A 12,131-nucleotide genomic window follows, 5' to 3' on the forward strand; every position below is an offset into this window, starting at 1 on the left:
TCCATGTCGTATGGCTTACGCCAGTCGCTTATATCCTCGTGCTGAACCACGAGGTTTTACGCTCCAAGTGATAAAAACCGAAGCTCAGGATAATATTTTCCCATTTCAATCGGTTTTAAAAATCAAATATTATATTTAAATCGCTTTAACGGTTGAATGCTCATGAATCACACCAATTCATCTTCTTCGAAGATTTCAGTTTGGCAAGCGCTCAAATCTATTGCCAGCTTTTCCATTTTATATTGTGCCGCGCTATTTTTATTAGCCTTCAGTTTTCACCACATCTAATTCATTGAGGTCATCTTAGATTAACCCTCCTACTGAATTTTCGCCTAAAATATCCCTTTCAGCAGAAAGGTGGATGGAGTGGAAAATTTAAATCAACAGCAAAAAGTCAGTGAACGCGTCATTTTAGTCAGCGTTGCAGTACAAATGCTGCAAGATCTTGATAGCGAAGAGTTCCACTTATTGGCACAATCCGCGGGTGCGGATATTGTGCAACACATTCATGCACAACGTATTAAGCCCGATGCCAAACTCTTTATTGGTTCCGGAAAAGCTGAAGAAATTGCAGAAGTTGTGCAGCAATTTGAAGCGGAATTGGTCATCTTTGATCATGCGCTCACCCCTGCTCAAGCACGTAACCTTGAACGCATCATGAAATGTCGTGTGGTCGATCGTACCGAATTAATTTTAGATATCTTTGCGCAGCGTGCCCGTACCTATGAAGGGAAATTGCAAGTCGAGCTTGCCCAGTTACAACATATGGCCTCTCGACTGATTCGTAGTCGCGGTGATCTGGATAGCCAAAAAGGTGGGATTGGCTTACGTGGCCCGGGTGAGACCCTACTTGAAACGGACCGTCGTTTACTTAAATTACGTATGGGTCAGCTTAAAGCCAAACTAGAAAAAGTTCGCCAAACCCGTATTCAAGGTCGTATTGCGCGTCAAAAAGCAGCGGTGCCTACCGTATCATTGGTTGGTTATACCAACGCAGGGAAATCCACCTTGTTCAATATCTTGGCAAAAAGTGATGTGTATGCTGCCGACCAACTGTTTGCCACACTCGACCCGACCCTTCGTCGCCTCCATTGGGATGGCATTGGAAATTTAGTCCTTGCCGATACCGTGGGTTTTGTGCGAAACCTGTCTCACTCCTTAGTCGAGTCATTCAAAGCAACTTTGGAAGAAACTCTTGAGGCGACATTATTGCTGCATGTCATCGACTCCAGCAGTCCCGACCTGATGGAACAAATTGACGCAGTAGAAAAAGTGCTGAAAGAAATTGGCGCAGACGTTCCTATTTTGCGGGTCTATAACAAAATTGATGTCAGTGGCGAAGAGGCCAAAATCATTTATGGCAAGCCGCATCAGCCTGAGCGTGTCTATGTTTCTGCGCACAATGGCAAAGGGCTGCCCCTATTACGTCAGGCCGTTCAAGAATGCCTCATGGGGCAAATTCAGAGCTTTGAAGTCCGACTTAAACCGGCCTATGGTAAACTCCGCACCCAACTGTATGCATTGAACGTGATCCAAAGTGAAAGCTATGATGAACACGGAAATTTGATTTTGCAGGTCATTATTGCCCCACATAAACTTGAACAATTAATTAAACAAGCACATTTACCGCTCGAAGAAATTTTAGGAAAGCGCGCGCAACAATTCCAAAGACCTTTAGAAGAATTTGAAATCAAGGATTAAATCGGTTAAAACGTGATAAGTAAAATTTTAATGAAAGATCAAAAATGGACTGGATCAAACGCATCGACTGGAAAGCTTGGATAGGCACCCTTGTATTAATTATTCTCTTTCGTGAAGGCGCAGTCTGGGTCATGAAACAGCTCAATCACCCTGAACTGGGTAATTTAGTTGGTCTGATTAGCTTATTGATTGTGCTGTCTTTGTGGCGAAAATTCAAAAAAATCCCTGCCAGCCTAGTCGATACCAACAACAAAATCATGAAGGAAAGTGCCTTTGCCTTTTTACCGATTAGTGCCGGTTCCTTATTGATGATGATGCATTTGGGCGATGAAATCCCGATGTTTTTGATCGTTTTATTTGTCAGTACCCTCATTCCGCTGTGGGTATACGCCAAAATGTCGAAGAAATGGCTTTAGGAGAATCCACATGCTTGCAATCCTTTCTGGGTTCTTGATCACCCTTATCGCCTATTTGGTAGCGAAGCCGATTAATAAAAAACTGCCGCAAATTCCAGTGATTGTCATTGGTATGTTTTTCGTCATTGGGATGCTCTATATCTTTGGAATTTCATACGAAAACTACATGGCGCAAGTCAACCCGCTGTTCAATAACTTATTGGGCTATGTCACCGTTGCTTTAGCCATTCCATTGGCGGCGATGCGCTACGATGACTTACCCTTAAAAGCTGTGGGTGGCATTTTGGTCTTTGCCAGCATTAGCGCGGTTGCTCTACCGATGGGATTGGCATATTTGCTGCATTTGTCTGACCCGACCATTATGGCCTTTGCGACCCGTGCAGTGACGACGCCGATTGCCATCAACATTGCCACCTTGCTGCATTCACCGATTCCTTTGGTGATTTTGATTGTAATTTTATCTGGTGTGATTGGTGCAGCCTTCTCCTCCATTATTCTTAAAAATATTCACGATGAACGTGCATCGGGGCTGGCACTGGGGCTCGCCGCTCATGCGATTGGAACAGCTCAAGCATGGCAACGAGGAAGTGTAGCGGGGCGTTATGCTGCTTTTGGGATGGCGGTCAATGCGGTCTTTACGGCTATCTGGTTGCCAACTTTCATACTGTTCCTACAAAAAATGTGACTGATCAATCAATGTTAAATGATTGTTTTGTCTAAAAAACACAATTAATATTCATTCAGATATTGCTCAGCATAAAATGTAAATATTGTGAACAACTGACCTGAGGTGTATGCCATCACATTTCACCTCAATCAAAGTAAATTAATATTTTCAATAAACTTTGCAATTTCATTGCGTTGAAAAGCTATTTTTTGTACATCATGTCAACTTTCACACAAAAAATGTCAATATTTCAACTTAGAGTAGTTGCTCTAAAGTTAAATATTACCTAGTATGATCAATAAACCATCACAAAGTATATTGATAAAGGACTATTAATATGATTAGCAAAAAAATGAAATTGGCAGTATTCATGAGCTTATTCGCGACAGGCTCTACACTTTATGCTCAAGATCTGACAGGTGTTTGGCAACAAATTGATGATCGAACGGGTTCACCCAAAGCACTGATTGAAATTCGTAAAGATGCGAAGGATAGCTATACTGGTAAAATCATCAAAGTGACTCCTCGTCCAGGTTATACCCCTAAAGAAAAATGTGTAAATTGTCCGGCACCTTATACCAATCAACCGATTTTGGGCATGGATATCTTTAAAGGGCTCAAACTGGACGGTACAAATACCTATTCTCAAGGGAGCATTATTGATCCATTGGCAGGCAAAATTTACAGTTTAAAAGGCAAAATCGCAGCCAATGGTAAACGCTTACATTTACGTGGATATTTGGGCATATCTGCAATTGGACGTACTCAGACATGGATTCGTGCTGAATAATTTTTAAAATTTATTCAGCTCATTAATTGGATCTAGGTGAACCACCTACAGGAAATATTTGATGAAAAATTTTAAAGTGGGCTTCTTGTTCTTAGCTGCTGTAATCAGTGGTTCAGCTCTTGCACAAGACCTTTCAGGCACTTGGCAACAAATTGATGATAAGACCGGTTCACAAAAAGCGATTATTGAAATTCGCAAAGAAAGTAATGGCACGTTCGTCGGGAAGGTGGTCAAAGTCACACCGCGCCCGGGCTATACACCACGCGACACCTGTGTAAACTGCCCTTTACCGTATAAAAACAAACCCATTTTAGGTTTAGATGTTTTGACGGGTTTAAAGCACGTAGAAGGCACCAATAATTTCGACAAAGGCCGTATTGTTGATCCACTCACAGGTAAAGTTTACGACACCAAAGTACGCTTAAATGCCAATGGAAAACGTTTAACGTTACGTGGCTACATGGGTGTTTCTGCACTTGGTCGTAGTCAAACTTGGATTCGTCAAGACTGATTTTACAGAAAATTAAACCGCCTTCGGGCGGTTTTTTTATAATAAGTGATTGAGCAGTTCAAAAAATAAAGTTGACTATTACACTAAACTTTCTAACATAGACGCCCATCAAAACGCTTGAAGGGGAAGAAGCGATCATGTTAAAGAAAGTATTACTTGTAGTAAGCACCTTAGGTCTCATGAATTTTGCCTTTGCAAATAATATTTCAGGTACATGGCAACAAATTGATGATAAAACTGGTGCACCGAAAGCCATCATCGAAATTTCAAAAGAACCCAACAATACCTTTACTGGGAAAATTATTAAAATTACTCCTCGCCCAGGCTATACACCACAAAAAAGCTGTAATAAATGTCCTGCGCCATATAAAAACCAACCCATTCTAGGGATGGAAATTATTAAGGGTTTAAAGCAAGTAAATGGCACCAACAACTATGAACAAGGCCGCATTATCGACCCGCTTTCAGGCAAAATTTATGATGCTAAAGTGCGTTTAAACAGTTCAGCGAAACGACTTACCATTCGCGCCAGTATTGGTGTCTCTGTATTGGGTCGTAACCAAACTTGGATTCGTCTTGATTAATCAGCATCTGAGCAATAAAAAAGGCCACAATTTTGTGGCCTTTTTGCTATTTGGAATTACATTACAGGGTTATCAACAGCAAACATGCTTTGATCTTCCAGTCGATAAGCCATGAGTTGGTTACCCCACACACAGCCCCCGTCAACATTTTGAATTTTGTCTGAAATACTCTTGCCTTGCAGCGCAGCCCAATGGCCAAAGAAAATTTGATGAGTCTTTGCCGCTTGTGAATCAAACTCAAACCACGGTTTAAATCCTTTCGGCATCGGATCATCCAGTGCATCTTTAAAGCTGAACTCGAGACGACCTTCTGCATCGGTTAAACGCATACGGGTTAAATAGTTGGTAATGCAACGTAAACGCGCCTGTCCAGTTAAATCATTCGACCATAAGCTTGGCTCTTTGCCATACATGTCTTTGAGAAACTCATCGACAATCTCAAAGTCATCATGACCAATCACCACTTCAACTTCTTGTGCCAAAGCAGCCGTTTGCACGGCAGTCCAATTCAGCGGAATCCCGGCATGGGTCAAAATAGTTTGATCATTCGGAAATAAACACAACGGCTGTTTGCGTAACCAATCAATCAAATCATCACTTTCTAGTGCATTAATAACATCACGAATATTGTCTTTGTCATTAATTTCTCGAATGCCTCGTGCACAGGCAAGCAAGGTTAAATCATGATTTCCCAATACAGTCGCTGCGACATCACGATCAACCAATTTCTTGATAAAACGTAAAGCCCCGATCGAGTTCTCACCACGTGCCACTAAATCGCCCGCAAACCAAATAAAATCTTGATCAGGGTCAAACTGAATTTCTTTTAGTAATGCTTTTAAGGCCTCAAAACATCCTTGAACATCACCAATCACATAGTTATATCGAATGTTTTCACGAGACATTTATGCACCTACCATTTGGTCTGCCAGAGCAACAAATTGAGCAAGGCTTAAAGTTTCTGGACGTGCCATTGGATCAACTCCTGCATTTTCAAAACCATCTTCTACCAACATGCCTTTTAAACTGTTACGTAAGGTTTTACGACGCTGTGTAAATACATGTGAAACTAAACGCGCCAAAGCTTTTTCATTTTTTGCCACAATCGGTTTAACTGCATACGGCTCTAAACGGAACACTGCAGAAGTTACTTTTGGTGGTGGGTTAAATGAACCCGGTGGCACTTCAAATAAAAAAGTCGGTTTGCAGAAATACTGGATCATTACCGACAAACGACCATATTCTTTGGTATTTGGCGTAGCCGTAATACGATCCACGACTTCTTTTTGCAACATGAAGTGCATGTCTTTAACTTTGTCACCAAACTCTAAGAGGTGGAAAAGTAATGGTGTCGAAATGTTATACGGTAAGTTACCGACCACACGTAGTGGACGACCTTCTTGGAAAAGTTCAGTAAAATCGTATTTCAGCGCATCTGTTTCAACAATAGTTAAACGTTCAGGATGCGGCACTCGTCCTGGCAAGCCGGCTGCTAAATCACGGTCAAGTTCGACGACAGTTAAAGCATCACACTCACCAATAAGCGGTGAAGTTAGAGCAGCAAGACCAGGACCAATTTCGACAATATTGTCACCTGTACGCGGATTTACTGAGCGTACAATTTTGGCAATAACACGTTGATCATGTAAGAAATTCTGTCCAAACCGCTTACGCGTGTGATGCCCTTCATCTTTTGGGTTTAGGGCATTAATTTGATACATAAAACTCTCCACATAGATGTATTACAACGATTACTGACTTGATTCAAATTCACTCAAGCGAGCAAAAATTTCTTCGGACTTGGTCATATTATCCCGAGCCGCGTTAAGAACACTGAACAATGGCTCTTTTTGTTTCAACAGAGCCATTGTTTCAGATTTCATCATTTCTTCAATTTCAGCCTGAATTGAGTGTAAACCTTCGCGCATTTCAGCATTGTTTACACGCTCTACACCCAGTTCAGGATTACCATTCAGTTGAGCCTTCAAATAAACATTGAAAGTTTCAAGATCTGCTAAAAAATCATCTAAATCGTCAGGACGAATAGAATTCACATCAGTTAAATTCAGTAAAGAACGCAACACCCGTTCCGCAATAAAGACTTGATTTTTAGCAATGATCGCTTGCATTGCTGAATTGTTTGCTCTAGCCATCATATCAGCCAGAAGGTTATATTCAGCTTGAATACTTGGAATAGTTTCACTTACAAGAATTTGATATTCATATAGCGCATTCAGGCTATTTTGATGCTGTACAAGTCGATCAATATTAGCATTGATTGCTTGTCCATCTTGAAGCATTTTATCAGCACCTTCACGATTCGCATATTTTTTATGCACCGCGGCCAATGCTTGATTAAATTTTTGCTGATTATGTTTTAAGCCATCAACTGCTCTCAGTGATGCAGAACTCACAAGTTCTTCTGTCTGTTTCGGAATTTGCAGAGATAAGACTTTTAAATCACAAGAATGATGATCTGTAGCGAGCGTTGAGCATGCTGACAACATCAACACTAACGCAACCCCAAAAAATGGGCGTGTCATCGACTTCACCCCAAGCATCTTGTTATTTTTATGTATTATTTTTGACAAGTTTTCACCATGATTCATATAAAATTCAAACCTTTATTCTTAAGTAAAATTATTTTTTCGCACGTGCCAATTCTAAAGCTAAATCGACCGCCACCTGTAAACTCGAACTTTTGGCAAGACCAGTTCCAGCCAGTGACAGTGCTGTGCCATGATCCACAGAGGTTCGAATAAACGGTAAACCCAAAGTAATATTGATGGCTTCACCAAAGCCCTGCGACTTTAACACAGGCAATCCCTGATCGTGATACATCGCCAAAACGGCATCAGCATCTTTTAAATTTTCTGGGGTAAATAAAGTATCCGCAGGCAAACTGAGGCTCATATTCACGCCTTGTGCACGGTAGCTTTCAAGAACTGGATTGATCACCTCAATTTCTTCCATTCCTAAATAACCATCTTCTCCAGCATGTGGATTTAAGCCACAGACCAAAATATGCGGATGGTCTTTTTTAAATTTGGTTTTTAAATCATGAATAAGGATATCAATCACTTGATGCAAACGTTGTTTGCTAATGGCATCCGCAACATCACGCAAAGGCAAATGTGTCGTCGCCAAAGCCACACGCAGGGTTTTGGTCGCCAGCATCATCACCACACGTGGTACGCCAGCAAATTCTTGGTAAAACTCGGTGTGACCACTGAAATGAATGCCCGCTTCGTTCATAATCGATTTTTGCACTGGTGCGGTCGCGACTCCGACACTTTTGCCTGACATCGCATAATCGGCTGAGCGACGCAATTGTTCCAACACATAGGCCGCATTTTTCACATCAAGTTGACCTGCAACGACAGGATCAGCTAAGGCTACATGTTCAACATAAAGTTGCCCTGCAGCTGCCGACATTTCTTGCCCTGCATAATCCACCAATTCCACATCGAGCTTTAGTAGTTCTGCACGTTGTTGCAATAAGCCTTTATCGACAAGAACTACAATCGGACGTTCATCTACTCGATTCGCCAGGCTTAAACAGATATCCGGGCCAATACCTGCAGGTTCACCACTTGTGATATATAAAGGCAGCATGTGTTCATCCAATATGTGCATTGCCCTTATTATACTGTGTGACACACATTTCGGCTGAAATTAAATGCGCTCAACTTTGTTGTCATATTTTAAAAATAGGTTCTTGTTGACGAATTATAAGGAATCAGCTCAAAAGCAAAGCCTAAAATTCCAACACTCCATATCAACGCAAGCAGCCATAAAAGTATCGTTTTCATTCGTTGTACATGGTTTGAATAACGACTAATCAACCAATATGCCCCACTCGCAAGAAACATAAAACCCAAAAGTAAATAAAAAAATATAGTAAGTCACAAAGGATAGAAATAACGCCATGAATAGCATCATCAGTCCATCGCCAACACCATATAAGGACATTAAATACAAATAGAGAGGACTCAAAAAAGTGCAATCAACAGGTACATCATTTGAAACCAATGCGGCCAAAACGGAGGTGTATGTTGCGGATTGCCTTCAACTTGATCTGACATATTTTATTTTCAGCATCTTTTTTATCATTTTTGGATTATAGGCTGTTTATTGTTGAAGGAATACACTACAATACAGCGCTTGAAATTTTAAATTTTCATTTGTGATTCTGCACGACTTCGTATAGAATCGCGTCTCCTTTCGTTTGGACAGCTTCCATAGTCCAAACCAACTATAATAGGTAGTGGTTTAATGAAAACTCTCAGCGCTAAGCCAGCTGAAGTTCAACACGACTGGTACGTTGTTGATGCTTCTGGCAAAACTTTAGGTCGCCTTGCGACTGAAATCGCTCGTCGTTTACGCGGTAAGCACAAAACTTCTTATACTCCTCACGTTGACACTGGCGACTACATCGTTGTTATCAATGCTGAGCAAGTTCAAGTGACTGGTAAAAAATCACTTGATAAGAAATATTATCGCCACACTGGTTTCCCTGGTGGTATTCGTGAAACTAATTTCGAAAAATTAGTTGCTCACAAACCAGAAGAAATCTTCGAACGTGCTGTAAAAGGCATGTTGCCAAAAGGTCCTCTTGGTTATGCAATGATCAAGAAAATGAAAGTGTACGCTGGTACTGAGCATCCTCATACTGCTCAACAGCCACAAGTTTTGGACATCTAAGGGATACAGCACATGGCTACTAACTATGGTACAGGTCGCCGTAAGACCGCAACTGCACGTGTTTTCCTATCAGCTGGTACTGGTAAACTCGTAATTAACAACCGTTCTTTAGAACAGTATTTCGGTCGTGAGACTGCTCGTATGGTTGTTAACCAACCACTTGAGCTTCTTGAAGCGACTACTAAATATGACCTTTACATCACTGTTTCAGGTGGTGGTATCGGTGGTCAAGCAGGCGCAATCCGTCACGGTATTACTCGTGCATTGATCGCTTCTGACGAAACACTTAAACCTGCTCTTCGTCAAGCTGGTTTCGTTACTCGTGATGCTCGTGAAGTTGAACGTAAGAAACTTGGTTTACGTAAAGCTCGTAAACGTCCTCAATTCTCTAAACGTTAATTCGTTTACCGAATCGGACAAAAAAAGCCTTGGTATATACCAAGGCTTTTTTAATGGATGAAAGAAAATAAAGTCCAATTAAAAGTGAGAAATAAATATTCCCTTTAGGGCATAAAATAAAACTAAAAAATCTGAGACATATAAAAGTATTTATATCAACATTTATAAAAATTATCCTTATTAGATCATGAATTTATCAATACCCATTTAAATAAAAAGCTGTACAGTTCGATTAAATGAACTCTATTCAAATTAAAAATCATACATAATCGAATAATCCAAAGTCTTCCGTGATTTTATAGCCTATTTTTAGTATCCTATCTTATTCAGTTATCATTGCCTCGGATTATGTCAGTCGAAAATGCACCTCTTCAGGGGATTACGCTTTACAGTCATGCGGATGACTTTCGCTCACACTGGATACGCTATGTACTTGCAGAGAAGCAGATTAAACATAATTTAATTATTGCGGATGATGAAGACGAAGACCTTGCAAGCTTAAACCCCTACAATCAGCTTCCCATGATGGTTGAGAACGGTTTAAAGCTTTATAACAGCAGCATCATTGCCGAATACCTAGATGACCGTTATCGCCAAAATAAGCTCTTTGCTGATGCACCTATGCCACGTGCCGAACAACGCCAGTATGTTTGGCGGTTTGAACAAGATTGGTTGAGATTGGCAGATATTATGCTTCGACATCCAGACACATTGAATGAACAAGCCAAGCAGCAAGCACAAAAACAATTACGTGATACCCTGATTTCACTCACTCCTTTGTTTCAACACTATCCTTATTTTATGTCTGAACAATTTAGCATGTTAGACTGTATGCTTGCCCCCATCTTCTTACGTCTAAGAGCAATGGGCATTGAACTACCAAAACAGCATTGCCGACCAATATTTTTGTATTGCCAACGAATTTTCAGCCGCCCTGCATTTATCAAATCAATGACCTTGCAGGAAAAAAACCGATATAGCGAATATTTAGCTAAAAATTAAATTCTATAATCTTACCGAGCCAAACCTATGTCTGATCAAGAATTGCAACTCAGCCCTACACGTCCATATTTAACTCGTGCATTGTATGAATGGATTTGCGACAATCAATTGACGCCTTATTTACTTGTCGATGCAACCAAAAAAGATGCCATGGTACCTGTACAATATGTTCAAGATGGCCAAATTGTATTAAACATTGCCCCACACGCAACACACGCCCTACACATGAGTAATGATGCGATTACCTTTTCTGCACGTTTTGGTGGTGTTTCTCAAAACCTATATATCCCCTTCTCAGCCGTGCTTGGCATTTATGCACGTGAAAATGGCCAGGGAATGTTCTACGATCCAGAAGAATATGCTGATATCAATAATGATCAAAATACTTTAAAATCAAACGATCAAGAACAACAAGAGCAACCGAAGAAAAAACCAGGTTTAAGGTTGCTCGATTAAAAGAACGGAGCAAATTATGGCTTTTGATTTAGTCCAATATTTCGAAGAACAAATTGAAACGCAAAAGCCTGAGCTTTTAAGCGACTTATCACGTGATGAAAAGCGTCAACATATCCGCGAAATCAATGCGTTGACTTTAGGTGCGCTGATACAGCAGTCAAAAACCAATGGCACAAAAGTTTATCAAGAAATTTCCAATCCTGATGAACTGTATATTCAAGAAGTTTCACGCCATTTAACCACAAATTCTTCTAATGCATCGACTTTACCAAAGACTAAACTTGAGCAACTTACCACTGAAGTTTTCCGCCTACAGTTAAATGAACTTAAGCAACTCCATGATACTGCTTCGCATACACCGCAAAGCATCAATGAATTGCTTAATGGGCAAATTGAGCATCTATCAGGACAAGCAGATGATTGGGTTTGGACAACAAATCACCTATCAGAACTCATAGGCTCTAAACCAAATTTGCAAGAAGAGGTATCATTAGATGAATCTATGAAGGAGTTTAATCAAATGGTGAATCAACAAGGCCAGCATGACCATGAAGCTGAAGTTATTGAAATAAATGTACCCGCATGGTCGAAAATACTTGAACCTATTGTTGCTATTGCAATTTTATGGGTACTTTATTCAGCTGCAACTAAAATGTTTGTTTGAAGCAAATTATACAATTTTAAAAAACCTGCATTGGCAGGTTTTTTTATTGATATCATTTTTCTAAATTTTATGAGAAAAAGTCCTACTCACAATATTTTTAGATAAAAGTAAAGAGTCCTTAAAAGCAGCTCATTCTTTATTTTCTTTTTTTCTTATTTTGAAGCATAAAAAAATCCCCCTGCTCGCTTTGAGTCAGGGGGATTTGAATAATGAGCTGGCGATGACTTACTCTCACAT

The 12,131-nt window shown here is 40.3% G+C and carries 15 protein-coding genes; 11 read left to right on the top strand and 4 right to left on the bottom strand.

The window, feature by feature from the left end:
• Positions 1–366 precede the first annotated feature (366 nt).
• The 6 genes from hflX to ACN6OV_RS07065 all read left to right on the top strand — a co-directional run bounded on the left by hflX (position 367) and on the right by ACN6OV_RS07065 (position 4,669).
• Positions 367–1,701, top strand: a complete 1,335-nt coding sequence (gene hflX, locus ACN6OV_RS07040) for a ribosome rescue GTPase HflX (RefSeq protein ID WP_427951242.1) — start codon at positions 367–369, stop codon at positions 1,699–1,701.
• Positions 1,702–1,745: 44 nt separating this feature from the next.
• Entirely contained in the window at positions 1,746–2,117 is a 372-nt protein-coding gene (locus ACN6OV_RS07045; RefSeq protein WP_427951245.1) for a hypothetical protein, read from the top strand.
• Between the two features lie 10 nt (positions 2,118–2,127).
• A complete protein-coding gene (locus tag ACN6OV_RS07050; RefSeq protein ID WP_427951247.1) occupies positions 2,128–2,802 on the top strand; it encodes an LrgB family protein in 675 nt (224 codons plus the stop codon).
• Between the two features lie 322 nt (positions 2,803–3,124).
• Positions 3,125–3,574 carry a DUF2147 domain-containing protein gene (locus tag ACN6OV_RS07055; protein WP_427951274.1) on the top strand — a complete coding sequence of 150 codons (450 nt, stop codon included), beginning with the start codon at positions 3,125–3,127 and terminating at the stop codon, positions 3,572–3,574.
• A gap of 61 nt (positions 3,575–3,635) precedes the next feature.
• Positions 3,636–4,085: a DUF2147 domain-containing protein gene (locus ACN6OV_RS07060; RefSeq protein WP_427951250.1), complete on the top strand. Its 450-nt coding sequence runs from the start codon at positions 3,636–3,638 to the stop codon at positions 4,083–4,085.
• Between the two features lie 137 nt (positions 4,086–4,222).
• A complete protein-coding gene (locus ACN6OV_RS07065; protein WP_427951253.1) occupies positions 4,223–4,669 on the top strand; it encodes a DUF2147 domain-containing protein in 447 nt (148 codons plus the stop codon).
• Positions 4,670–4,725: 56 nt separating this feature from the next.
• Here ACN6OV_RS07065 and ACN6OV_RS07070 read toward each other — a convergent pair whose 3' ends face one another.
• From ACN6OV_RS07070 to pdxA, 4 genes are all read right to left on the bottom strand, one after another.
• Positions 4,726–5,574 carry a symmetrical bis(5'-nucleosyl)-tetraphosphatase gene (locus ACN6OV_RS07070; RefSeq protein ID WP_427951255.1) on the bottom strand — a complete coding sequence of 283 codons (849 nt, stop codon included), beginning with the start codon at positions 5,572–5,574 and terminating at the stop codon, positions 4,726–4,728.
• Positions 5,575–6,390: a 16S rRNA (adenine(1518)-N(6)/adenine(1519)-N(6))-dimethyltransferase RsmA gene (rsmA, locus tag ACN6OV_RS07075; RefSeq protein ID WP_427951258.1), complete on the bottom strand. Its 816-nt coding sequence runs from the start codon at positions 6,388–6,390 to the stop codon at positions 5,575–5,577.
• 30 nt (positions 6,391–6,420) lie between these two features.
• A complete protein-coding gene (locus ACN6OV_RS07080; protein WP_427951260.1) occupies positions 6,421–7,212 on the bottom strand; it encodes a pilus assembly protein PilJ in 792 nt (263 codons plus the stop codon).
• A gap of 97 nt (positions 7,213–7,309) precedes the next feature.
• A complete protein-coding gene (gene pdxA / locus ACN6OV_RS07085; protein ID WP_427951262.1) occupies positions 7,310–8,284 on the bottom strand; it encodes a 4-hydroxythreonine-4-phosphate dehydrogenase PdxA in 975 nt (324 codons plus the stop codon).
• Between the two features lie 660 nt (positions 8,285–8,944).
• Between pdxA and rplM the strand changes: the two genes are divergently transcribed.
• The 5 genes from rplM to ACN6OV_RS07110 all read left to right on the top strand — a co-directional run bounded on the left by rplM (position 8,945) and on the right by ACN6OV_RS07110 (position 11,894).
• Positions 8,945–9,373, top strand: coding sequence for a 50S ribosomal protein L13 (rplM, locus tag ACN6OV_RS07090; protein ID WP_004722943.1), 429 nt, complete (start codon positions 8,945–8,947; stop codon positions 9,371–9,373).
• A gap of 12 nt (positions 9,374–9,385) precedes the next feature.
• Positions 9,386–9,772 carry a 30S ribosomal protein S9 gene (rpsI, locus tag ACN6OV_RS07095; RefSeq protein WP_067763381.1) on the top strand — a complete coding sequence of 129 codons (387 nt, stop codon included), beginning with the start codon at positions 9,386–9,388 and terminating at the stop codon, positions 9,770–9,772.
• 348 nt (positions 9,773–10,120) lie between these two features.
• Positions 10,121–10,774, top strand: coding sequence for a glutathione S-transferase N-terminal domain-containing protein (locus ACN6OV_RS07100; RefSeq protein WP_427951265.1), 654 nt, complete (start codon positions 10,121–10,123; stop codon positions 10,772–10,774).
• A gap of 27 nt (positions 10,775–10,801) precedes the next feature.
• Positions 10,802–11,230: a ClpXP protease specificity-enhancing factor gene (locus ACN6OV_RS07105; RefSeq protein WP_427951268.1), complete on the top strand. Its 429-nt coding sequence runs from the start codon at positions 10,802–10,804 to the stop codon at positions 11,228–11,230.
• Positions 11,231–11,246: 16 nt separating this feature from the next.
• Positions 11,247–11,894: a hypothetical protein gene (locus ACN6OV_RS07110; RefSeq protein ID WP_427951271.1), complete on the top strand. Its 648-nt coding sequence runs from the start codon at positions 11,247–11,249 to the stop codon at positions 11,892–11,894.
• Positions 11,895–12,131 lie beyond the last annotated feature (237 nt).

The organism is Acinetobacter sp., assembly GCF_050285345.1.
Classification (GTDB): domain Bacteria; phylum Pseudomonadota; class Gammaproteobacteria; order Pseudomonadales; family Moraxellaceae; genus Acinetobacter.

Coding starts and splice junctions, on each gene's coding strand:
- ACN6OV_RS07110 (WP_427951271.1), top strand. CDS start 11,247: ATGGCTTTTGATTTAGTCCAATATTTCGAAGAACAAATTGAAACGCAA.
- rplM (WP_004722943.1), top strand. CDS start 8,945: ATGAAAACTCTCAGCGCTAAGCCAGCTGAAGTTCAACACGACTGGTAC.
- ACN6OV_RS07105 (WP_427951268.1), top strand. CDS start 10,802: ATGTCTGATCAAGAATTGCAACTCAGCCCTACACGTCCATATTTAACT.
- ACN6OV_RS07060 (WP_427951250.1), top strand. CDS start 3,636: ATGAAAAATTTTAAAGTGGGCTTCTTGTTCTTAGCTGCTGTAATCAGT.
- pdxA (WP_427951262.1), bottom strand. CDS start 8,284: ATGCTGCCTTTATATATCACAAGTGGTGAACCTGCAGGTATTGGCCCG.
- ACN6OV_RS07065 (WP_427951253.1), top strand. CDS start 4,223: ATGTTAAAGAAAGTATTACTTGTAGTAAGCACCTTAGGTCTCATGAAT.
- ACN6OV_RS07045 (WP_427951245.1), top strand. CDS start 1,746: ATGGACTGGATCAAACGCATCGACTGGAAAGCTTGGATAGGCACCCTT.
- ACN6OV_RS07070 (WP_427951255.1), bottom strand. CDS start 5,574: ATGTCTCGTGAAAACATTCGATATAACTATGTGATTGGTGATGTTCAA.
- ACN6OV_RS07100 (WP_427951265.1), top strand. CDS start 10,121: ATGTCAGTCGAAAATGCACCTCTTCAGGGGATTACGCTTTACAGTCAT.
- ACN6OV_RS07080 (WP_427951260.1), bottom strand. CDS start 7,212: ATGACACGCCCATTTTTTGGGGTTGCGTTAGTGTTGATGTTGTCAGCA.
- ACN6OV_RS07050 (WP_427951247.1), top strand. CDS start 2,128: ATGCTTGCAATCCTTTCTGGGTTCTTGATCACCCTTATCGCCTATTTG.
- rpsI (WP_067763381.1), top strand. CDS start 9,386: ATGGCTACTAACTATGGTACAGGTCGCCGTAAGACCGCAACTGCACGT.
- rsmA (WP_427951258.1), bottom strand. CDS start 6,390: ATGTATCAAATTAATGCCCTAAACCCAAAAGATGAAGGGCATCACACG.